Consider the following 21,803-nt stretch of genomic DNA (forward strand, 5'->3'; position numbering starts at 1 on the left):
TTATCCACTGTGGTGCACGATGGGAAAAGTTATTCACAAGGTTTTCCACAACGCTGTGGATTGTTGTGGTTTACCTTGAATTTCAAGGCTTTTCATCGGTGGACAATCGTCGTCGACCGCTGTGGATAAGCATATTTGTCCACACTTATCCACAGTTATGCACAACTGTGTGCACAACTGTGAAAACGCCCGCGCTTGTCCAGTGACCCCATGAAACTGGACTGTATTGTGAACAAGGAGGAATCGTTGTCAACGGAGCAAACAGCAATGCCATCGGGGGACGATGAATTCGAGTCGGCCGACGACGTCATCAGGCGCATCTTCGGCGACGGCGAGTCGTCTCTGGGCGCGCAGATGGCCTCGACCGCGGAACGATCGAAGGCGCTGGACGCCAAGCCCGTGCCGCGCCCCGCGCGCACCAGGTTCATCGCGGTGGCGAACCAGAAGGGCGGCGTGGGCAAGACCACGTCCACGGTCAACATCGCGGCGGCGCTGGCCAAGGCCGGCTCACACGTGCTGGTGATCGACATGGATCCGCAGGGCAACGCCTCCACGGCGCTGGGCATCCCGCACGGTTCCGGGCAGCCGTCGGTCTACGACGTGATCGAGGGGCGCTCCGGCATCGCGGACATCATGGTGCAGTGCCCCGATTTCCCCACGCTGCACGTCGTGCCGTCGTCCATCGACCTCAGCGGCGCCGAGCTCGAGCTCGCCGACATGCAGAACCGCAACACCGTGCTCAAGCAGGCGCTGCAGACGTTCCTGTCGCAGAGCGGCACGCACTACGACTACGTGTTCTTCGACTGCGCGCCGAGCCTGGGTCTGCTGGTGCTCAACGCGCTGTGCGCGGCGCATGAGGTGTTCATCCCCATCCAGGCCGAGTACTACGCGCTCGAGGGACTGGGGCAGCTGGTCCATACCATCGGTCTGGCGCAGTCGACGCTCAACCGCAACCTCATCATTTCCACGATCCTCATCACGATGTACGACCGTCGTACGCTGCTGAGCAAGGAAGTGTACGACGAGGTCAAGCGCCACTATCCGGCGCTGGTGCTGAACACCACGATCCCGCGTTCGGTGCGCATCTCCGAGGCGCCCAGCTTCAACCAGACGGTGATTGCCTACGATCCCCACGGCGCCGGCGCCGTGGCGTACCGCGAGGCCGCGCTGGAGATGGCGGAGCGTTCCGCGAGCGTGCTGCAGCAGATCGAAGACACGAGAAACGAGGGCTGAGATGGCTACGCGTCCACGGCTGGGCAAGGGACTGGGAGCGCTGTTCCCGAGCCTGCCCGGCGAACAGGAACAGCAGGAGAAGCCGAAGGACGTCGTCCGTCCGGTCGACGGAACCGCGGCCGCAGCGTCGCCGGCTGCAGCGGCGACGGGTTCCACGCACGATGTTTCACGTGAAACATCCGCGTCCGCCGGAGAACCCACCGGGGAGCGTGCGGGCGGATCCGAGGCCTCGGCGAAGCGCCATCAGCGTGCTTCGGCGAAGCGTGCGCGTGCGAGCGTGCCCGCGCTCGGCGATCTGACGCACCCCAGCGACATGTTCTTCGGCTCCGATGCCTCCGGTGCCGCCGACGCCGTGCCTTCCTCCGGAGCATCGCCGTCGAAGCACGACCGGGAGATCAAGTCGGCGTTCGACATGACGCTGGACGATCTGCTCAAGCCGTCGCCGAAGTCGCTGCGCGCCGTGGTGGCGGGGGAGCAGGCGGACGGCGAATCGTCTGCCGACGCCGCGTCCGCGTCGCATGATGCGCAGGACGCGCGGAACGTCGCCGGGACGACCGCCGCGGGCGAATCCGCGCATGACGACGCCGAGACGTCCGAAAAGGCCGCTCAGGAGCAGCTGAAGCCCGTCGTGGGCGGCTATCTGGCCGAACTCAACGTCAGCGACATCGGCCCGAACCTGCATCAGCCGCGTGCCATCTTCGACGAGGACGATCTGATGGAGCTGTCCGACTCCATCAAGGAGGTCGGCGTGCTGCAGCCGATCGTGGTGCGTCGTCGTCCGAAGCATCAGATCGATGTTTCACGTGAAACATCGGCCGCGCAGTCCGAGGAACAGAAGACGTCGAATCCCTTCGCCGGGCGCATGGACAGCCCGTACGAGCTCATCATGGGCGAGCGGCGTTGGCGCGCGACGCAGCTGGCCGGTCTGACCACGATCCCTGCGATCGTCAAGACCACGGCCGACGACGACATGCTGCGCGACGCCCTGTTGGAGAACCTGCATCGCGTGGCGCTGAATCCGCTCGAAGAGGCCGCGGCCTACCAGCAGATGATCAAGGAATTCGGTCTGACGCAGGAGCAGCTCTCGAAGAGCGTCTCGAAGTCGCGTCCGCAGATCGCCAACACGCTGCGCCTGCTGCAGCTGCCGCCGTCGGTGCAGAAGAAGGTCGCCGCCGGTGTGCTGTCCGCGGGCCATGCGCGCGCGCTGCTCGGCCTCGACTCCGAGGAGGACATGGACAAGCTCGCCGTGCGCATCGTGAGCGAGGGGCTGTCCGTGCGCTCCACCGAGGAGATCGTGGCGATGATGACGATGGACGAGCGCCAGAAGGCCAAGCCCGCCGCGAAGCGCCGCGCCAACGTGTGGAGCGGATCGGCCATCCAGCAGAGCTTGGAGAACCGCTTCGAGACCAAGGTGGCCATCAAGGGCACCAAGAAGCACGGCCGCATCGAGATCACGTTCTCCTCGCCGGAGGACATGGACCGCATCCTGGCGATGCTCAATCCCGACCACGCCTCTGACTCCTCCACCGCCGACGACGGTTGGGTGTGACCGGCTGCTGGGTGTGAGCTGCAACCTGTGCGTTGAGCTGCGCCTGCGCGTGACCGGGGGAGTGCATCACGCCCGATCATCGCCACGAGGTTCATCGCGTCGGGTTCCCGGATCAAACCCGGGAACCCGACGCCATATAGCCAATAGCCGCAGGAACAGGGGATCGACAAAGAATGTCGCGGAACCTGCCGCCGTGCCTGAGCATGGTGAAAGCATCTATCTCGGCTTGCCTGACGAACGGCGCCGTACTGACGTGATCGTGCGTCGCTGGAACCCGGACCGCTACGACGACCGGTTCATGCTGGAAGGCGGCCAGACGATGTCACTACGACATCATGCCGAAACCAATTCGCCGTGGGCGGCGTATTCGTATGAGTGCTCGTACAAATACGCGGGAGCAATGTCGATATCACCGCCGCACCACGTCAGAATCCCGCGGTCGATGCGGAAGTCCTCGAACGTCTTCTCGTCCCGCAACGGGGCGAAGGCGGGGACATCGTCGTACATTTCGGTGAAATCGCACAGCCGCGTCTCACCCGTGGAGAACGTCACCAGCATGATGTGGTCGTCGGTGACGCGTGCCGACCGGACTTCCAACTCCCGAGCGGGCTCATCCGCGTATAGGATGCCACTCATCTCAAACATGACAAGCTCCTTTCTTTACGAATCCTCACGAAAGCGGCTTGATGCGGTCGAACGGACGTCCGGATACATCATGCGAATGATGATCCCGAAAAACCGACTCAGCTCCGGCATGCCGCACCTCCAATCCAGAATCTCGCAAGAGATAGGGGCTGTTTTGAGTATATTCCCGCAATACGATCGTCGTCATCATCGGCAGTCCAATGGACGGGGGAACCGATGATGGACACCACCGGTCCATGTCGAGTCGCTCGCGTCGAAGGTTCGGACATTCAGGGGAACCGGGGCAAATTCCGCCGCGGGGCTGACACAGCATGTCAAGACGAAAAGGCGCCCCACGAAGTGCATGCGGTCTTCGTGGGGCGCCTTGGAGGGTTGATGCCTGAAGATCTATTCGGCGAGATAGGCCTGGGCGTCGAGGGCGGCGCGGCAGCCCATGCCGGCGGCGGAGATGGCCTGACGGTACGTGCGGTCCACGCAGTCGCCGGCAGCGAAGACGCCGGGCGCGGACGTGCGCGTCGAGGCGCCGTCGACCAGGATGTAGCCGTCGTCGTCGCGCCGCACGCAGTCCGTGGCGAACTCCGTGGCCGGCGTGTGCCCGATGGCCACGAACAGGCCGGCCACCGGCAGCGTGCCCGTCTCGCCCGTCACCGTGTTCCTGATCGACACGGAACCGACGTGCGCCTCCTTCGGGGCACTCGCCGAGAGCGACAGCGCGTTCGTCAGACCGGACAGCGCGTTGGACGACAGTCCGGGGATCGAGAGCTTCAGACCACCGGCGGGCGCGGCAGCGGCGGGCGCGGCGTCTGCGGTGGGGGAGGGGGTGGCGATCGCGTCGGCCTGCGCGCCGGCGTTCTGCGCATCGTCCGCGTCCTCGCCGTGGATCTCGGTGACGATGGTGTTGGTGAGCACCGTGATCTTCGGATCGGCCTTGACGCGATCGACCATGATGGACGAGGCACGGAACGCGTCACGGCGATGGATCAGCGTGACGGACGAGCCGAAGCGCGTGAGGAACAGCGCCTCCTCCATCGCGGAGTCGCCGCCGCCGACCACGATGATCGGCTTGTCGCGGAAGAAGAAGCCGTCACAGGTGGCGCAGTATGAGACGCCGCGGCCGTAGAACTCCTGCTCGCCGGGCACGCCCAGCTTGCGGTACGACGATCCGGTGGCGATGATCACCGCACGCGCCTGCAGCGATTCGCCGCTGCTCAGCTCGATCTCGTAGCGACGCTCGGCGTTCGTGCCGTTGGTGCCGTCGGTGTTGTCGGTGTTGTCGCCGGAAGCCTCGATCACGCTGACCACGTCGTCGGCCAGCAGCTCGGCGCCGAACCGCTCGGCCTGCTCGCGCATGCGGTCCATGAGCTCGGGGCCGAGGACGCCGTCCGGGAAGCCGGGGAAGTTCTCCACCTCGGTGGTGTTGACGAGCTGGCCGCCCGGGGCGAGCGCGCCGGTGACGACGAGCGGATGATGTCCCGCGCGCCCGAGGTAGATGGCCGCCGTGTAGCCCGCCGGGCCGGAGCCGATGATGATGACGTCATGAAGTTGCTGGTCTGTCTGCTGGTCTGTCATGCCCCCAGCTTAGCCGTGCCGCACTGACAAGCGGGCGCAGATATCGTTCACGGAATAATGCTCCGGTACGACGCATGCCATTCGATGTTTCACGTGAAACATCGGCTAGGACGTGGATCTCCCCTCAGTCAGCTTCGCTGACAGCTCCCCTCAGAGAGGGGAGCCTGAAGGACTGCGTCTGCGGCGCAGGCAGCTTTGTCGGGGTCGAGGGTGTGCGGCTGAAAGAACCTCGGCTCCCCTCAGTCCGCGTTCCGCGGACAGCTCCCCTCGCAGAGGGGAGCCCTACCTTATAAACCTCGGCTCCCCTCTGTGAGGGGAGCTGTCGGCGTAGCCGACTGAGGGGAGCAGAGAATGGACTGCCGGATGACCGGCATCGCTCGGCCTCCGGTCAGTCCACGCCGGCGTTGTACGCGTCATCGTGCAGGAAGCGCACCAGGCAGACGGCGACGGCGAACACGGCCGCGCGCGTGCGCTCGTCGGCGATGTCCAGCACCCACGTCTGGTAGGCGGGATCGAACCGCAGATGCGCGACCGGCACGGCGTTGGTGTCTGTGATCTGGAAGTCATGAACGAACGCCGGGGCATCGCGGGTGTAGCGCACCAGCCACGGCAGATCCTCGATGAGATATTCGCCGATGTGGAACGCCCGCTTGGCCACGGCGAACGAGATGCCGTCGCCCGGCAGGTCCACGTAGAAATGCTCGAAGTGCATCGGCGACCCCTGCCGAATGTGCGCGATCGTCGACCGGCTGTCGTCGTTCAGCGTGTAGCGCGGTCGGCTGTTGCCGTGGCGCACCGCGAGGACGCGGGGAACGCCCTGCTGGTCGCGGAACTCGAATCGCTTCGGCGGCGTGATCCAGTCGAGATCCGTCCAGAAGTATTGCATCGCATCCCCCGATCGCCGATATGCGTCGTTTGCTTCCAGCCTAGTGCTGGAGGGAGGGGAGCACAATGGAAGGACGATGTTTCACGTGAAACATGTGAGGTGGGGCTTGAAGCTCCCCTCAGTCGGCTGCGCCGACAGCTCCCCTCAGAGAGAGGAGCTTGGGGTTGAGTAGGTTTGGCTCCCCTCTGTGAGGGGAGCTGCCGGCGATAGCCGGCTGAGGGGAGTAGATACCAGCTTGCGGTATATGAATGAGGAGACTGGCAGGTGGGGCTTGGTGCTCCCCTCAGTCCGCTTCGCGGACAGCTCCCCTCAGGGAGGGGAGCCAAGAAAACAGGGTCGGCGTAGCCGACGCTGTAGAGGATTAGTACGCGTTGACGCCGTTGAACGTGATGCGGCCGCCGGTGGGCAGACCGTCGGACGGCACCCAGATGACGATCTCCTGCGTGTTGACCGGCTGCGCGAACTCCACGGTGGCCTGCCCGGAGGCGTCGACGCTCCATTCGCCCATCGAGGCGCCGTTCTGCGGGTTCGAGCGGTTGGAGTTGACGTACACGCTGCCGTGGCCGTTGTTCTGCTTGAGCTTGATCTCCACCTTCCACACGTCGTGCGGCGCATCGAGCTTGATGTACCAGCCGTAGCCGTCCAGACCGTTCGGGCGGCTGAGGAAGCCGCGCTCGGTGATCGGGTAGGCCGTGGTGTTGGTCGGCGTGGGCTTGGGGGCGGGCGTGGGCACGGCCTCGACGTCGCGATCGGAATGGTCGACGGCGTCGGTGACGCTGGCCGACGCCGAGCCGGATGCGGATGCGGTGTCGGACGCGGATGCGCTCGCGGAACCGGACGCCGCCGTCTCCGTGGCGGACGTCGTGGTGGCCGTGGGCGTCTCGCGTCCGGGGAACGGCACGTTGGTGGCGCTTGGCCATGCGCCCGGGGTGCTGGACGAGCCGATGCCGATGGCGGACTTGCCGAACAGGTTCACCATGGCCAGCACCAGCGCCACCACCAGCAGCACGGCGCCCACGGCGATCACCACGGAACGCGTGGTGAACCGGCCGAAGACCACGTCGTCGGCCGCGTCCAGTGCGTTCGGCTGCGCGTTGTATCCGCCGTATCCGCCGTCCGCGTCGTCGACGGCGCCGCGCGGTCCGTTGGCGGCGCGCTCGCCGGGGATGAAGCTCGGCGGGGCGCTGTCCACGTGCAGCATGCCGCGGGCCTCGGCCTCTTCCTCCTGACGGTTCTCCACGGCGCTGACCAGACGCTCCAGCGACGGCGACGCCTTGGAACCGGCCTCGGCGGCCGCCTGCGCGGAAACGTCGCCCAGAGTCCCGGCTCCGGCTCCGGTGCCGATCTCGGCCGCCTTTGCCGCGGCGCCCGCGGCGGCTCCGGCTGCGGCCTCGGCGCGTGCCGCGGTAGCCGCGGCCACGGATGCGGCGGTGTGCGCGCCCTCGCGTCCGGCGAGACCCTCCACGCCGTCCTGCGCATGCTGGACGCCGTGCGCGCCGGCCGCGAGGATATCGCTCGGGTTGCCGAGCGCATGCGTGTCCGCGGGATCGAGGAACTGTGCGGAGTCGGTGGCGTCGGGCGACGCGGTGAAGTGGGGGAGCGACGGCGAGCCGGCGTTCGAATGACGCACGGCGGACACGTCCACCGGAACCGTGGCGTTGGTCATGTGCTTCGGCACCACGAAGTCGTCGTGCAGCGGCGCCAGCAGATCGTCGCCCGCGCTGCTGGTGGGACGCACCAGCTCCACCTCCGTAGGCTCGGGGAACAGCAGCAGGTTCGCGCCCCAGTCGGGCTGGTTCTTGGCCGCGGCGTTCGGGTCGGGACGGTGCTTGACCACGTTGTCCGGCAGTTCGAGCAGCGCGTCCGGCACCACGGGCGCCACCTGCGCGCGGATGATCGAGGCGTCGCCGGGCACCGAGGGCCAGACGATGTCCGCGCCGGTGAGCTGGTCGATCGGCTTCCAGTAGCCGAGCAGCGCGATGAGCTCGTCCAGCGTGCTGATGGGGGTGGCGGGGGAGCCGTCCGGGTTGGGGAAGCCGAGACCGCGCTGGCAGATCACCCAGAAGTCGTGCGGCTTGTCCGCCACGTCGATCAGACGCTGCTCGGAGAACTCGCGGTCGTCGGCGTACGATGTGCGCGTGAGCATGCCGTAGAGCACGCCCGCGAGCTGACGCACGGCGAGCGGCTCGTCGGTGTCGTCGTAGGAACGGGAGGCGGCGTCCGCGGTGGCGCTGCCGTGCAGCAGCGGCGTGGTCAGCGCGGGGCTGACCGGGGCGTCGGCGATGGTGATGCTCTTGCGGTTCAGACGGATCACGTCGGTGGAGACGGCGCGGTCGGCGAGCCCCTGATGGAGCAGGTCCTGCAGCGCGAGCGCGCTTTCGCCCACGATGACGCGCATCGCCTCGAAGCTCAGCGTGCCCGAGGCGGGGCCGTGCAGGTAGTCGCTCAGCGAGATGCCGTCGTCGAGCGCGGTGATGAGCACCATCACGTCGTCCACCGTGTGCATCTGCAGCACCGGGGTGAAGCGCGGGTTCTTGGACAGCGCCAGCGCGGACGCCATCGTGTTGGAGACCACGGCGGCGTGCGGGTCGGTGACGATGAACAGCTGGCAGTCGCGCACCAGGGCGTGGTCCGTGGCGCGCCAGGCCTCGAGTCCAGGCTCGCGGCGCAGCAGTTCGACAAGTTCATAGCGGTTGATGAGCGTATCGCCCGGCAATGGCGTCATCATGACTGATCTTTCCTATCCCCGGCAGCGTTGGATTCGGCCCGCTGCTGTGCTGGTGTCATTGTATCGGCCGGTGTGGCCGTGGAAGGTGTCTCGGAGTGCGATCCCGATCGCGCCGATCGCGGCGCACGCGGCGCGGATCCTCGCGTGCCGTCGCCCTGCGCATCGCCGTCCCCGCTTCCGCCGTCGCGCCCCGCGCGACGTCCGGGAATCGGCAGCCGGCGGCTCAGCTGGCGCGTCACGGAGGTGAGCTCCTCGCAGCGCAGCGCCCACAGCACGCCGCCGAACACCGCGGTCGCCACCACCGTGACCACCGCGCACGTGATCACCGCGAGCACCCAGCGGCGCGCGCCGCCCATGCCCTGCGCGTCGAGCGGCATCAGGCGGTCGAGCGGCATGCGCGTCAGGAACCCGGCGCCGAAGGCCGCCAGCGCGGCGATGCCCGCCTTGACGAGCAGCAGCATCACGCGCCTGCCGTCAAGATGCCCGTCGAAGCGCCGTCGTGCCATGCGCACCATGAGCGGCATCGTGATCGCGTTGGACAGCGTGATCGCCCACGCCACCAGCGTGGCCCACCACTGCGCCGGGAACGCGAACACCGCGGCGAGCAGCAGCACCAGCTGCACCACGTTCTGCACCACGGCGAACAGGAACGGGCTGCGGCCGTCCTCGAACGCGTAGAAGCTGCGCTGCAGCAGCAGCACCACGCTGGTGAGCACCAGGTTCAGCGCCATCGGCACCATGGGGCCGGCGATGAGCTGCGCCTCGTCGTAGCTGATGGTGGGCACGAGCGCGATCGTCACCGGCGCCGGCAGCAGCAGGAGCACCACGGTGAAGAACATCATGACCAGGCTGGTGGAGCGCAGCGACGAGCTCAGGTCGCGGCGCGCGGCGGCGATGTCGCGGTCGCTGATCGCGCGCGACAGCTTGGGGAACATGGCCGTGGCGATGGACACCGCGAACAGCGAATACGGCAGCATCTGCAGCGTGTACGCGTACTGGTACGAGGCGTTGCCGGCCACGCCGTGCATGTCTCCGGCGCGCGCCGGGGCGCCGGTGAGCACCTGCGAGCTGACCATGCCCATGAGCAGGTTGAGCACCACGAGCGCCATGCTCCACATCGCCACGCGGCCCATGGAACGCAGGCCGATGCCGCGCAGGCCGAAGCGCGGGCGGTAGTGCAGGCCGATGCGCGTGAGCGGCAGGAACAGGATCACCGCCTGGAACGCCACGCCCGCCGTCCACGTGCCGGCCGTCAGCGCGATCCGGTCCGCGGTCCACCAGCTCACCGGCTGCCGCGCCGCGTTGCCGAACTCCCAGATGAACAGCGCGAAGCCCGCGCAGCTGATCACGTTCGCGCCCACCGAGCTCCACGCGTACATGCCGAAGCGCTCCTTGGCGGCCAGGATCTGCCCCAGCACCGTGTACAGGCCGTAGAAGAAGATCTGCGGCATGCACCACAGCGTGAACGCGTTGGCCAGCGCGCGCTGCTCGTCGTCCCAGCTCGAGTTGATGTACAGCTGCGTGATCCACGGCGTGAGCAGCATCATGACGCCCGTCACGGCGATGAGCAGCGTGATGGCGGCGGTGATGAGCTTGTCCAGCCGCTCCTTGGCGTCCTCCTGCTTGAGGGCGCGCACGATCTGCGGCACGAGCACGGCGTTGAAGATGCCGCCGGAGATGAGGTTGAACACCACCTGCGGGATCTGCGATCCGGTCTGGTAGGCCATGGCCGCGATGCCGGTGGTGCCCACGGCCGCGGCGAGCAGGATCTGGCGGATCTGCCCGGTGATGCGCGAGGCGAACGTGCCCGCGGCCATGATCATCGAGTTGCGTCCGATGGAACTCATTCGTCGGGATCCTTCTTGCGATGGAACTGGCGCCACAGTCCGAGCACGCCCAGCGCCACGGCGAGCGCGATGATCACGGTGCCGCTCATGTCGGAGATCTGCAGCTTGCTGGAGATGTGCGTCTGATGGTCGTCGCCGAAGCGTTCGCCGTCGGCGTCGAGCAGCGTCAGATGCGCGGTGGCGTGCCCGGAGGTGAGCACGCGGATCGTGAACGTGACCTGCGCCTCGCCGTGCGCGGGCACCACGGTCTCCACCTCGCGCGAGGTGACGATCTGCATGGAGTCGGTCTTGGAATCCACGCGCACGCGCACGGGGAAGTCGTGGTTGTTGCTCACCGTGACCGGCATCTGCGCGGTCTCGCTCACCACGTTGATCGAATCGGAGGGCGATATGCGCACGCCGTCGAAGAGCGCGTCGGCGAGCTCGAGCGTCCTGTCCGCCAGAACGAGGTTGCCGCCGGCGCCGTCGAGCGCGCGCACGATCAGGGCGTGCTGCACGGCGCCGACGCGCTCCATCCACCGCTGCGCGGACTGCGCCGAGGCGGCGGGGACGCCGGAGGTCTCCAGCACGTTGTCGGCGAAGCGCTGCGCGGACCGGCGCGCGGAACTCGCCACGTCGAGCGACCTCGCGAAGGCCGCGGACGCCGCCGCGGAGACGCCGGATTCGCTCGGCAGCGCCTTGGCCGCGGCGTCGCCGGTGCGGTAGACCGTGGCGGCGCGCATCGCGTCCAGGTCGGTGAGCGTGATCCAGGAGGCCTCCTCCATGGCGGTCATCATCTGGTCCACGCGCTGCAGGCTGGCGTCGGCGGTGAACGTGACCAGCAGCACGCGGTCGGCGTACGGCTGCTCCATCTGGTAGAAGGCGCTCTGCGCGATGAACCGGGCCATCTGCCCGGCCTCGGTGGCCTCGGCGCGCGCGGCGTCGGACGTGGCCTGGTTCTGCGCGAGGCGCGTGAGCGCGGTCTGCGGGGCCAGCACGGTCACGTCGCCCGCGTCGGTGGAGACGGCGTACGAGCCGGTGTGCGCGATGGCGGTGGAGGACGCCTCGAAGTCCGGTCCGGCGATCACCGTGCGGTAGCCCTGCCGCGCGGCGGCGGTGAGCGCCTCCTTGGTCCACGCGCCCTGGCCCTGCCAGGCGATCGCGTCGCCGCCGTCCGTGCCGGCGGCGCTCGCGGCGCTCCAGTCGGTGCTGGCGATGCCCGCGTCCTCCAGCGCGGACTGCTGCTGCGTGGCGGCCGCGGTGATGTCGAAGTAGCCGGGCTGCATGACGGCGGCGGTGCGCGGCGCGGTGTCGAACGTGCTCAGGTAGAGCGGGTCGGCCACGGCCTGCAGCATCGGGTGCCGCGTGATCAGCGCGGTCTGCGCCACGCGCTGCTGGCTGTCGGTCACGGCCGCGGCCTGCGGGTCCACGTCCTTGGACGTGGTGGTGAGCGTGGTGACGAGGTTGTCGTCGGTCTGCCACGTGCCCGCGGTGAGCGGCATGGCCACGGTGATGTTGAGCGGCGGGGTGTCCGCGCTGCGGACGCCGTCCGTGGAACGCGTGAGGAAGGTGTTGAGCGTGGCCGTGGCGGCGCGCGTGCCGGCGCTCAGGCTGATGCGCAGCGGCTTGGGGCCCCACGTGGTGATGGCGGTCAGGCCGGCGTTGTCCGCGGTCACGTCCACCTGCGCCTGCGCGGTGGCGCCGGGGGCGAGCGCCTCCACCTGCGCGCTGCCGAGCACGGTGCGCGTGGGGATGGACGCCTCGCCTTCCGCCCAGCCCTGCATGTCCACGCGCGAGGTGAACGTGTACAGCGGGTTCGTGGAGACGTTGAGCGTGGAGGGGTCGATCGCGTCCGCCGTGGCGTTGGTGACGGTGACGGTGACGTGGTAGCCGGACGTGGAGGTGACGACCGGGGTGAGGTCGTCCGCGGTGATGCACACGGCGTTCGTGCAGGCGGTGCCGGCGGACGCGTCGTCGTCCGTTGCGGAGTCCGCGTCGGGACCCGCCGTGGCGTCGGTGTTCGAGGTGTTCGATGCCGACGCGGAGGCCGAACCGCTCTGCGACGCCGAGGAGGACACCGCGGGCGAGGACGACGCGCCGAACGCGACGGACGGGGCGGCCAGCGTGCAGATCATCGCGGCGCACGCGGCGCCGATGCGTCCGGCGCGGCGCAGCAGCGAGGCCAGGGCGGCGCTGCGCGTGCCGCGGTTGTGGTTGGGGCGTCTCAATGTCATGTCCGTTTCTTGGTTTTCCTGGCGTACAGCCATGCGATCTTGCGTTCGTTCGGGTAGCTCAGCACGTCGTCCAGATCGGCGAAGTTCACCCAGATGGCGTCCTCGGCCTCGTGGTCCGGATCCCCGTCCACCGTGAGGTCCCCGCTCACGCGCCGCAGCGCATAGTGGTGCACGAGCTTGTGCACGCGCTGGCTGGTGCCGGTGAACCAGTAGTCGATCGTCGCGATCGACTCGATCACCTCGCCCAGGATGCCGGTCTCCTCGTGCACCTCGCGCACGGCGGTCTGCTCCGGCGTCTCGCCCTTCTCGATGTGCCCCTTGGGCAGGCACCACTCCAGATGTCCGGAACGCGAATGCCGCGCGATGATCGCCACGCGCCCGCGCTCGTCGAAGATCAGGCCGCCGGCCGAATACTCGCGCACCACCGGCAGCTCCTGCGCGTCCAGCGAGGCGAACGTGGAGGGGGTGTCCTGCGAGCGGCGCGGCGGCATCATGGCCGGCGTGGGGAATCCCGGGGCGACGAATCCCTGCGCGGAGGACGCGTTCGCGTCGCCGTCCTCCACCTCGTCCTCGCCGCGCACGACGTCGACGAGGACGTCGGGGAGCGCGAAATGGTCGCCGATGCGCTGGACGAAGGATGCGCCGTCGTCCGCGCGCGCCGCCGCGTCGTCCGCGTCCTCGCCGCGCCCGTCGTCGCCCGACGCTCCCGCGCCGCCGTCGCGCGTGCCGTGCGCGAGGCTCGGGGAGCTGGAGCTGTACAGCAGACGGTCCGGTTCCTGATGCGTGCGGGCCCGCGCGGCCAGCGGGTTTTGGGTACGGTTGCCCGCGGCATTGTTGGCGCGCGACATCATGCGCGCGAGGTCCGCGGGCGTAATCATGCCTTCCACCTTACTCAATCCTGTGTGCAGGTGGGGTAACGGTATGCTGGTATGCGCACAGAAAAACGGCCGTGAAAGGGTGCGCGTGGATTTCGAAGTCTGGCCTGAGGCCATCGAATTGGGACGAATGTTCGCCGAACAGGGGTACGAGCTCGCCTTGGTGGGCGGGCCGGTGCGCGATCTGCTGCTGCGCCGCGCGTCCCATGATCTGGATTTCTGCTCGTCCGCGCGTCCCGAGCAGTTCGAGCCGATCCTGCGCCGCTGGGGGCACGACGGCTTCTGGGACATGGGCCGCAAGTTCGGCACGCTGGGCGCCATGCGCCGCCGCCCGGACGGCACCGAGGTCAAGGTGGAGGTCACCACCTACCGCTCCGATTCGTACACGCCGGACTCGCGCAAGCCCGAGGTCAACTACGGCGACAGCCTCGAAGGCGACCTGTCGCGCCGTGACTTCACCGTCAACGCGATGGCCCTGCGCGTGCCGCAGCTCGACTTCGTGGACCCGTTCGGCGGCGCGTCGGACCTCGCCAAGGGCGTGCTGCGCACGCCGGTGAGCCCCGAGCAGTCGTTCGACGACGATCCGCTGCGCATGATGCGCGCCGTGCGCTTCGTGGCGCAGCTCGGATTCCGCATCGAGCCGGAGACCGCCGAGGCGATCACGCGCATGGCCGACCGCATCGACATCGTCTCCGCCGAGCGCGTGCGCGACGAGATCACCAAGATGCTGCTGTCCGACCGTCCGCGCGCCGGCGTGGAGGCGCTCGTGGAGTCCGGTCTCGCCGACCGCGTCTTCCCCGAGATCCCCGCGCTGCAGCTGGAGCTGGACGAGCATCACCGCCACAAGGACGTCTTCGAGCACACGATGATCGTGCTCGACCGCGCCGTCGCGCTGGAGACCGGCCCCGACGGCCCGGTGCCCGCCCCCGACCTCACGCTGCGCTTGGCCGCGCTCATGCACGACATCGGCAAGCCCAGGACCCGTCGCTTCGAGGCGGGCGGCAAGGTCAGCTTCCACCATCACGACGCCGTGGGCGCCAAGCTCACGCGCAAGCGGCTCAAGGCGCTGCGCTTCGACCATCACATCGTGGACGACGTCAGCGAGCTCGTGAACCTGCACCTGCGCTTCCACGGCTACGTGGACGAGCCGTGGACCGACTCCGCCGTGCGCCGCTACGTCAAGGACTCCGGCCACCTCTACGAGCGTCTCAACCGGCTCACACGCGCCGACGCGACCACGCAGAACAAGCGCAAGGCGCACATCTTCGCCGCCGCCATGGATGAGATGGAGCAGCGCGTCAAGGACCTCAAGGAGAAGGAGGACTTCGACGCGATCCGCCCGGACGTGGACGGCAACGAGATCATGGAGCTGCTGGGCATCGCGCCCGGCCCCGAGGTCGGCCGCGCCTACAAGCACATGCTCGAATACCGTCTCGATAACGGCCCGGTGGAGCACGACGTGGCCGTGGCCGAGCTCAAGCGCTGGTACGCCGAGCAGCAGGCCTAGCCGCCACCTCGCCGGCGCTACTGGGCGGAGGAGCTGGGCTGCGCGGTGGAGGCCGCGTCGCCGTCGCCGGACTGCTCGTCCGAGGCCTTGGTGAGCTCCAGCGTGGCGGGGACGTCGGTCATCTGGTCGGCCGCCACGCAGCCCTCGATGTTCGCGAGCTTCGAATCCGCGGTGGTGGAGGGGTCGTCTCTGTCCTTGAGGTTCTTGAACGTGGAGCCGATCACCACGTCGATGCTCTTGTTGCCGCTGCCGTCGTTGCCGCGCGCGTCCATCTGCAGGATCGCGTCGGTGAACAGCGAGCCGAGCGTGTAGGCCTCCGGGATGGCGTCCTTGCCGAAGTAGATGGTGGTGCGCTCGATGCTGCGGCCCAGGTTGTCCACCGTGGCCGTGTTGTACTTGCGGATCTTCAGCTCGTCGCGCACGGCGCCGGCGAGTCCGCGCTGGTTGGTGCCGTTGAGCACGCGCACGCTGATCTGCGAGGCGTCGATGCGGGTGCCGTCGTAGTCCGCGCCGTTGTACTGCGCGGGCAGGCAGGGCGCGGTCACGCCGTAGTTCGGCAGGGACTTGACGTTGCGCTTGGACCATCCGATCACGCCGTAGAACGTGAGCAGCGAGAGCACCGTGGCCACCACCAGCGTGGTGATCGCGATCGAGAACACGAGCTTCTGCCGGTTGCGCACAAAGGTCCTGCGCGCCTCTCGCTCGTCATAACCCTGGGGGATCGTCATGGTTCCGCCTTCCGCCTATGCTCTCCATACTCTATCGGTTCAAGCTGACCGGGGACGTCGTCCTCGAGGGCGACGCCGTCCGCCGCCCGTCCATCGCGCGGACGCCGGCGGCCCCGGTGACGCTGATGACGCGCATCGCGGGGCGCGCGGGGGCGTCGGCGGCGATGACGCGATCCACGGCGCCGGTCTGGCGCCAGTCCCGCTCGATCGTGCGGCGGACCTCGTCGCCGGGCGCGCACGCCACCACGGACGGGCCGGAACCGGAGACGAACGCCATCGTGGCGCCCGCGGCGAGCGCGGTCTCGATGGCCAGCGCGGATCGCGGATGCAGGTCCAGCGCGGCGCGCTGCAGATCGTTGACGTGCTCCGGGTCCGCGCCCAGCTCGTCGAAGCGACGGTACACGTCCGGCGTGTGCAGCTCGTCCGCGTAGGCGCCGATGAGCATGCGCCCGGTGAGGCCGCGCGCCCGCAGCCGCGCGATCTGCTCGTCGTCGGCGTCCAACGGTTCGATGATCTGCCCGAATCCCGAGCCGTGCGCGAACCCGCCGCGCAGACAGAACGGCATGTCCGCGCCGAGACCAGCCGCCACGGGCTCCAGCCGTTCGATCGGCCAGCGCAGGCCCCACAGCTCGTTGAGCGCCAGCAGCGTGCCGGCCGCGTCGGCCGAGCCGCCGCCCAGTCCCGCGCCCACGGGGATGCGCTTGCTCAGCGTGATGGCCACGTCCGGCTCGTTGCCGCTGGCCTCGGCGAGCGCGTACAGGGCGCGCACGGCGTGGTTGCGGCGCATGTCGGCGGCGCCGGCGGACCCGGTGGCCAGGTCGCCCAGATGTCGGCCGGCCATGTCCAACGAGAACCCGGCGCCGGGCGTCTTGCGCGTCACGGTGACGGTGTCGGTCACGCCCACGCCGCAGTAGATGGTGTCCAGCGCGTGCCGGCCACCCCATTCGGGGTGCGTGCGGCCCACGCGCAGCACGAGGTTGGTCTTGGCGGGCACGTCCACGGTGACGGCCGCGGCCGTTGCGGGCGTCATGCGATCGCCTCGGAGTCGGTAGTGGGGTGCGCGTCGGCGGAGCCATCCGCATCCGCGTCGCGCGAGAACCGCGTCGCCCGCGCCAGCGCCACGAAGTCGTCGATGACCAGCGTCTCGCCGCGGCGCGTGGGGTCGATGCCGGCCGCCGCGAACGCCTCGGGCGTCGCGAGCTTCTTCAGCGCCGCGTGCAGGGTCTTGCGCCGCTGCCCGAACGCCGCGTCGATCAGGCGGAACGTCTCCTCGCGCAGCGCCGGGTCGAACCGGTCGCGCCGCGTGAAGCGCACCAGCGCGGAGTCCACGTTGGGCGCCGGCCAGAACACGTTGCGTCCGATCACGCCCGCGCGCTCGGCGTCGCCGTACCAGGCGAGCTTCACGCTGGGCGCGCCGTAGATCTTGGAGCCGGGCGTGGCGGAGAGGCGGTCGGCCACCTCCTTCTGCACCATCACCAGGAAGCCGTCCAGGTTCGCGAAGCGCTCCAGCAGGGTGAGCACGATCGGTGTGGCCACGTTGTACGGCAGGTTCGCCACCAGACGGAACGGGCGGCCGTCGGCGAAGCGCGGCAGATCCGCGGGCGTGACGGTCAGTGCGTCGTGCAGCACCACGCCGAAGCGCTCGGGCGTGGCGGCCTCGGGCATGAATTCGGCGATGGTGTCCGGCAGGCGCTCGGCCAGCGGCGGGTCGATCTCCACGGCGGTCATCGAGGCGCCGGTCTCCAGGATCGCCAGCGTGAGCGAGCCGAGGCCCGGACCCACCTCGAGCACGCGGGAGTCGGCGCCGATGCCCGCCTCGCGCACGATGCGGCGTACCGTACCGGGGTCGATGACGAAGTTCTGCCCGAACTTCTTGGTGGGGCTCACGCCGGCTGCGGCGGCGATGCGGCGGATGTCGGCCGCGCCGAGCAGACGGCCTGCGGTTGCCGGGTCGGCGGCTGCGGTTGCTTCCATGCTGTTCTCCGTGGTGTGCGTCTGAGTGGTGTGCGTCGTGTGTGCGTGCGCGCTCGCGTGCGCGTCGGGGTGCCCGGGCATCAGTACCAGCCCTGCTTCTGCCAGATGGCCCACGCCTTGGTGGGCGAGCCGTAGCGCTGCGCGATGTACTTGAGGCCCCAGTCGATCTGCACCGCGCCGTCGTCCTGCCAGCCGTAGCCCATCTTCTGGCCGGGCAGCGACTGCGGGATGCCGTACGCGGACGACGACGGGTTGTCCGCGGACCATCTCCAGCCGGATTCCTTGGTCCACATCGTCTCCAGCGCGTCCCATTCGGCGCCGGTCCATCCGCGCTGCGCCGCCGCGCCGCGCGCGTACGCCTTGGCCTGCGCCACGGTGGGGTGCCACAGGCGCGCGTCCGACTGCGGGATGCGGTTGTGCTGCTCCCACCAGTTCTCCAGTTCCTCGCGCGAGAGGCCGCTGGGCGGGGTGTCCGAGTCGGAGGAGTTGTTGTTGCCGCTGTTCGAGCCGCTGCCGCTGTTCGAGTTGTTCGATCCCGAGTTGTTCGAGTTGCCCGAGTTGTTGTTCGTCGGCTTGCTGGTGGGCGTGGACGGCTGCGTGCTGGGCTTCTGCGTGGTGGGCGTATCGCTCGGCGTGGTGGCGTTGTCCGTGGGCTTGCTCGTCTGCGTGTTCGGGGTGTTCGAGGGGGCGTTCGACGGTGCCGGCGTGGTGGCGTCCTGCGTGGGCGTCTGCGTGGACGGGGTGTTCGATGGCGTGTTCGATGTCGCGCCGCCGTTCGTGCCGTTCGAGGCGTTCGATCCGCCGTTGGCCGCGCCACCGTCGGTCGCGTTGCCGTCGCCGTTGGCCGCGCTGCCGCCGTCGTTCGACGTGTCGCCGTCGGATGCGGGCGCGTCCGGCCCCACCGCGATCACCGTGTCGATGGACAGCTTGGTGACGGTGGTCGAGACGAGCGTCTCGCTCTCCACCACGCCGTCCACGAACGTCGCGTCGTACGTCTCCAGCTGTTCGCCGTCCTCGCCGACCTGCCGCACCTCGGTCTGTCCGGGCGCCAGATTGCTGTCGATCACGGTCTGCGTGCCGTGGGGGATGGCGGAGGTCTTGGTGGTCTGGCCGTGCGTGACGCGTTTGACGCGCAGGATCGTCTCGTCGCCGTTCCTTTCGACGCTGACGCGGTCCTCCTTGCCGAGCGTGATGCCCTGCGAATCGAGGATCGACGCCGCGGGCAGCTTGCCGTCCGGGGCCACGGTGGTCCTGCCGTCGGCGATCACCGTGACCGGGCCGGACTGGTTGATCACGAATCCGCCGGTCAGCTGGTTGTACACGTTCTTGATGTCCACGGTCACCTTGGCCGCGTCCGCCTCGCTGCTCTCGAAGAAGCCGAGCAGCTGGTCCGCGCTGGTGGCCACCGTCCAGAACGGCACCTCGGTGCCGTCGATCACGATCGTCGTCTGGAACGCCGAGCGCACGGTCACCACGTCGTTGTTCATCAGCGCGTCCGTGCCGGAGACGGACTGCACCAGATCGTGGGTCTTCACGTCCACGCCCTGCTCTGCGAGCAGACGGTCCACGCTCATCGCGTAGGTGGTGACGGTGGTGACGTTGCCGTTCACGTCCAGCGCCACGGCCTTGCGCGCGCCCACGCCGAACCCCAGCACGCTCGACGCCATCACCGCGGCGACGCATGCGGCCACGCGCATCCTGCGGCGCATCACGAACCGCTGCGGTGTCCAACGACGTGCCATGAACCCTCCTGACTGCTGTACTGCGCCCGATTGTAACGACGGGTCCGCCTGCGGCGTCCCGGCCCGGTGCTTTATGCCACCAACTCCCACAATTCGCGCGGTTCGCGTGCTGCCGTGCGTCGTGCGTCGTGCGCCGTCATGCGCCCTCGTGCGCTGTCCGTCGTGCGTCGTCCGCCCTCGTGCGCCGTTGTGCGTCGTTGTGCGCTGTGCGTCGTGCGCTACCGTGCGTCGTTCGCCTTCATGCGTCATCATCCGTGATCGCCACGTCCATTCTGCCGATCCTTGGCACGCCAATCGCAAGGATCGGCAGATATGCGCTTTCAGAGGGCCGTAGAGGCCTCTATGAACGTAATTCTGCCAACTCTCGCGATTCGCGTGCCAAGGATCGGCAGATATGCACACAGGGCGTGCTTTACTGAGGTGCGCGGCGCGGGAGCGGGATGCACGGAGCAGAATCACGGGGCAGGATGCACGGAGCAGGATACGCGAGGCAGGATGCGCGGAGCGGGATCGCGGGGCAAGGGCGAAGAAGGATAAAGAAAAAGGGGGCGGGAGAGAAGGGGATGGTCCCGCCCCCTATGGCAGGGGTGGTTGGGGGAACGCCCTGCCTCAAACCAGAAGCCGTAGTTGGGGGGGAAGGCTCCTGGGTAACTTACTCAAGAGAAGTGTTCATTTATAGTGTAGCGGCGGCATGTATCCGCATGCGTCCGCCACATGGCGCCGTTTCGCGTCCGAGCCTCCTGTCGGGATCGAACCGACGACCTGCCGCTTACAAGGCGGCCGCTCTGGCCATCTGAGCTAAGGAGGCTTGCCGGCGTCGAACGCCGAACGAGTGACTAGCATATCCCGATGGCCGGAAATCCGCTAATCGACCGCCTCCCTGATCGGTCCCGGACCGAAGTCCGATGCCATTATGCGCGCTTTGGCTGAAAACGATATACCCCCGCGCGTCGCGTCGGGAATCCAATCGGGAATCCAAGGCCGATCGAGGCCGATCCGAGGTCGTTCCGAAGCGTCGCGCGGAGGCGTATCGCGAAAGATCAGAGGCGCGGAGCTCAGGACGCCGGGTACAGCGCCTTGCCGTCGGCGCCGATCGAGGGCAGCGTGGACGTGCCCACCTGCGACTCCTCCAGACCGATCGCCTTGAGCAGGCCCTGCGCCAGCGTGGTGGAGCTGTCCATCGAGTTCCAGTCCCAGAACGTGCCGTTGATCGTGACGATCGGCGTGGACACCTTGCCCTTGAGCGAGCCGGAGACGTTCTCCAGATCCTGGCGGTTGATGGTCACCTGCGTCTCCGCGGCGAGCCAGTCGTTGTACTTGCCGTCGCTGATCGTCCTGGCCAGCTCCTCGCTCACGCCGGCCTTGATGGCCTGCTGCTGGATCTGCTCGTCGGACGTGGCCACGTAGGAGGAGCCCTCCTGCGGCTGGAAGTCCTCGGCGTACAGGTTGGAGATGAAGGCGAGCAGATGCTCCGGGTCCTGCTCGGCCACGTTGATCACGGCGCCGGCCGCGCGCGTGGAGTAGTTGTCCGTGGAGTAGCGGTCCATGAAGGAGAGCGGGTGCACCTCGAGGTTGATCTGCCCGGACTGCACCAGCTGCGTGGTGGTGGAGCCGGTGCTGCGTTCCATGTTGCCGCAGCCGGGGCAGATGAAGTCCATGTAGAACTCCACGGTGGGCACGCCCTCCACGGGCTTGTTGATGCCGTCCTTGGAGATCAGGAATCCGTAGTCGTCCGTGGCGCTGGCGGGCTTCACGGCCACCTTCTCCACGTCGCTCCTGAGCGCGGCGGTGTCCACCGGACGGGTCCTCCACCAGATCACGCCGGCCACCACGGCCACGATCACCACGATCACGGCCACCACCGTGGCGCCGAGGATGGTCTGCTGACGGCGTTCGCGCGCCGCCTGCTCCGCGCGTGCCTGGGCCTGTGCGGCCTCCGCGGCCTGACGCTCCGCGCGCGTGCGCGGCTTCTGGCGCTGCTGGGGCTGCTGCTGCGGCTGCTCCCACGATTGCTGGGCGGAGGGCCTGTTCTTCTTTGCCTTTGCCATGTGATTCCTTCCCGGTCAAACGCGGCCCAGTCTACCGGGACAGTCTGAACGGGATGTGATGGTCCGCTACGGGCCGAAGCGCCTGCGTTCCGAGGCGTGCGGCGGTCGCGCGCTACATCCCAAGGCACGCGGCGATCACGGCCGCGAGGATGCACGCGCCCACCACGATGCCCACGATGAGGTCCGACCGCGATTCGCGCCGCATCGGGTCCGCGTTCCGCGCGGGATCCTGCGCGGCGTTCTGTGTGGTGTTCTGTGC

General features: G+C 68.3%; 15 protein-coding genes and 1 tRNA gene. 3 read left to right on the forward strand and 13 right to left on the reverse strand.

Annotation, left to right across the window (positions count from 1 at the left end):
* The first annotated feature begins 267 nt into the window (after positions 1–267).
* Both G1C96_RS08170 and G1C96_RS08175 read left to right on the forward strand, forming a co-directional pair.
* Positions 268–1,233, forward strand: a complete 966-nt coding sequence (locus tag G1C96_RS08170; protein WP_169276097.1) for a ParA family protein — start codon at positions 268–270, stop codon at positions 1,231–1,233.
* 1 nt (position 1,234) lies between these two features.
* Complete coding sequence (locus G1C96_RS08175) at positions 1,235–2,782, forward strand: ParB/RepB/Spo0J family partition protein (protein WP_169276098.1); 1,548 nt, start codon at positions 1,235–1,237, stop codon at positions 2,780–2,782.
* A gap of 333 nt (positions 2,783–3,115) precedes the next feature.
* Here the strand turns inward: G1C96_RS08175 and G1C96_RS08180 are convergent, their stop codons facing one another.
* The 7 genes from G1C96_RS08180 to G1C96_RS10385 all read right to left on the reverse strand — a co-directional run bounded on the left by G1C96_RS08180 (position 3,116) and on the right by G1C96_RS10385 (position 13,548).
* Positions 3,116–3,427: a DUF2442 domain-containing protein gene (locus G1C96_RS08180; protein WP_169276099.1), complete on the reverse strand. Its 312-nt coding sequence runs from the start codon at positions 3,425–3,427 to the stop codon at positions 3,116–3,118.
* Between the two features lie 387 nt (positions 3,428–3,814).
* Positions 3,815–4,996: an NAD(P)/FAD-dependent oxidoreductase gene (locus G1C96_RS08185; protein ID WP_169276100.1), complete on the reverse strand. Its 1,182-nt coding sequence runs from the start codon at positions 4,994–4,996 to the stop codon at positions 3,815–3,817.
* Positions 4,997–5,384: 388 nt separating this feature from the next.
* A complete protein-coding gene (locus G1C96_RS08190) occupies positions 5,385–5,882 on the reverse strand; it encodes a hypothetical protein (protein WP_169276101.1) in 498 nt (165 codons plus the stop codon).
* A gap of 361 nt (positions 5,883–6,243) precedes the next feature.
* Entirely contained in the window at positions 6,244–8,610 is a 2,367-nt protein-coding gene (locus G1C96_RS08195) for a protein kinase family protein (RefSeq protein WP_169276102.1), read from the reverse strand.
* The gene (gene murJ / locus G1C96_RS08200) at positions 8,607–10,457 is read right to left on the reverse strand and encodes a murein biosynthesis integral membrane protein MurJ (RefSeq protein WP_169276103.1); all 1,851 of its coding nucleotides are present in this window, start codon (positions 10,455–10,457) and stop codon (positions 8,607–8,609) included. Before murJ ends, G1C96_RS08195 begins: the two co-directional genes overlap by 4 nt.
* Positions 10,454–12,670 (reverse strand): DUF6049 family protein, encoded by a 2,217-nt coding sequence (locus G1C96_RS08205; RefSeq protein ID WP_169276104.1) that lies wholly within the window; start codon positions 12,668–12,670, stop codon positions 10,454–10,456. Before G1C96_RS08205 ends, murJ begins: the two co-directional genes overlap by 4 nt.
* The gene (locus tag G1C96_RS10385; protein ID WP_277347691.1) at positions 12,667–13,548 is read right to left on the reverse strand and encodes an NUDIX hydrolase; all 882 of its coding nucleotides are present in this window, start codon (positions 13,546–13,548) and stop codon (positions 12,667–12,669) included. Before G1C96_RS10385 ends, G1C96_RS08205 begins: the two co-directional genes overlap by 4 nt.
* Positions 13,549–13,633: 85 nt before the next feature.
* Here G1C96_RS10385 and G1C96_RS08215 point away from each other — a divergent pair, with 85 nt between their 5' ends.
* On the forward strand, positions 13,634–15,052 hold the full coding sequence (locus G1C96_RS08215) for a CCA tRNA nucleotidyltransferase (protein ID WP_169276105.1): 1,419 nt from the start codon (positions 13,634–13,636) through the stop codon (positions 15,050–15,052).
* A gap of 17 nt (positions 15,053–15,069) precedes the next feature.
* On the opposite strand, the gene G1C96_RS08220 is transcribed toward G1C96_RS08215, so the two are convergent.
* The 6 genes from G1C96_RS08220 to G1C96_RS08245 form a co-directional block, all read right to left on the reverse strand.
* A complete protein-coding gene (locus G1C96_RS08220; protein WP_169276106.1) occupies positions 15,070–15,780 on the reverse strand; it encodes a LytR C-terminal domain-containing protein in 711 nt (236 codons plus the stop codon).
* A gap of 31 nt (positions 15,781–15,811) precedes the next feature.
* The gene (locus tag G1C96_RS08225) at positions 15,812–16,810 is read right to left on the reverse strand and encodes a 4-(cytidine 5'-diphospho)-2-C-methyl-D-erythritol kinase (protein WP_169276107.1); all 999 of its coding nucleotides are present in this window, start codon (positions 16,808–16,810) and stop codon (positions 15,812–15,814) included.
* Positions 16,807–17,754, reverse strand: a complete 948-nt coding sequence (gene rsmA / locus G1C96_RS08230) for a 16S rRNA (adenine(1518)-N(6)/adenine(1519)-N(6))-dimethyltransferase RsmA (protein WP_169276108.1) — start codon at positions 17,752–17,754, stop codon at positions 16,807–16,809. Before rsmA ends, G1C96_RS08225 begins: the two co-directional genes overlap by 4 nt.
* Positions 17,755–17,834: 80 nt before the next feature.
* Entirely contained in the window at positions 17,835–19,496 is a 1,662-nt protein-coding gene (locus G1C96_RS08235) for an aggregation-promoting factor C-terminal-like domain-containing protein (protein WP_169276109.1), read from the reverse strand.
* A gap of 734 nt (positions 19,497–20,230) precedes the next feature.
* Positions 20,231–20,304, reverse strand: a tRNA-Thr gene (locus G1C96_RS08240).
* Between the two features lie 247 nt (positions 20,305–20,551).
* A complete protein-coding gene (locus G1C96_RS08245; RefSeq protein ID WP_169276110.1) occupies positions 20,552–21,544 on the reverse strand; it encodes a DsbA family protein in 993 nt (330 codons plus the stop codon).
* Positions 21,545–21,803: the final 259 nt, after the last annotated feature.

The sequence above is a fragment of the Bifidobacterium moraviense genome (genome assembly GCF_012932365.1).
GTDB classification, from domain to species: Bacteria; Actinomycetota; Actinomycetes; order Actinomycetales; family Bifidobacteriaceae; genus Bifidobacterium; species Bifidobacterium moraviense.

What these genes read in the sequence shown, in the direction of transcription:
- G1C96_RS08195 (WP_169276102.1), bottom strand. Translation starts at nt 8,610, where the DNA reads ATGATGACGCCATTGCCGGGCGATACGCTCATCAACCGCTATGAACTT.
- G1C96_RS08245 (WP_169276110.1), bottom strand. Translation starts at nt 21,544, where the DNA reads ATGGCAAAGGCAAAGAAGAACAGGCCCTCCGCCCAGCAATCGTGGGAG.
- G1C96_RS08190 (WP_169276101.1), bottom strand. Translation starts at nt 5,882, where the DNA reads ATGCAATACTTCTGGACGGATCTCGACTGGATCACGCCGCCGAAGCGA.
- G1C96_RS08185 (WP_169276100.1), bottom strand. Translation starts at nt 4,996, where the DNA reads ATGACAGACCAGCAGACAGACCAGCAACTTCATGACGTCATCATCATC.
- G1C96_RS08225 (WP_169276107.1), bottom strand. Translation starts at nt 16,810, where the DNA reads ATGACGCCCGCAACGGCCGCGGCCGTCACCGTGGACGTGCCCGCCAAG.
- G1C96_RS08205 (WP_169276104.1), bottom strand. Translation starts at nt 12,670, where the DNA reads ATGACATTGAGACGCCCCAACCACAACCGCGGCACGCGCAGCGCCGCC.
- G1C96_RS08175 (WP_169276098.1), top strand. Translation starts at nt 1,235, where the DNA reads ATGGCTACGCGTCCACGGCTGGGCAAGGGACTGGGAGCGCTGTTCCCG.
- G1C96_RS08235 (WP_169276109.1), bottom strand. Translation starts at nt 19,496, where the DNA reads ATGGCACGTCGTTGGACACCGCAGCGGTTCGTGATGCGCCGCAGGATG.
- G1C96_RS08180 (WP_169276099.1), bottom strand. Translation starts at nt 3,427, where the DNA reads ATGTTTGAGATGAGTGGCATCCTATACGCGGATGAGCCCGCTCGGGAG.
- rsmA (WP_169276108.1), bottom strand. Translation starts at nt 17,754, where the DNA reads ATGGAAGCAACCGCAGCCGCCGACCCGGCAACCGCAGGCCGTCTGCTC.
- G1C96_RS10385 (WP_277347691.1), bottom strand. Translation starts at nt 13,548, where the DNA reads ATGATTACGCCCGCGGACCTCGCGCGCATGATGTCGCGCGCCAACAAT.
- G1C96_RS08220 (WP_169276106.1), bottom strand. Translation starts at nt 15,780, where the DNA reads ATGACGATCCCCCAGGGTTATGACGAGCGAGAGGCGCGCAGGACCTTT.
- murJ (WP_169276103.1), bottom strand. Translation starts at nt 10,457, where the DNA reads ATGAGTTCCATCGGACGCAACTCGATGATCATGGCCGCGGGCACGTTC.
- G1C96_RS08170 (WP_169276097.1), top strand. Translation starts at nt 268, where the DNA reads ATGCCATCGGGGGACGATGAATTCGAGTCGGCCGACGACGTCATCAGG.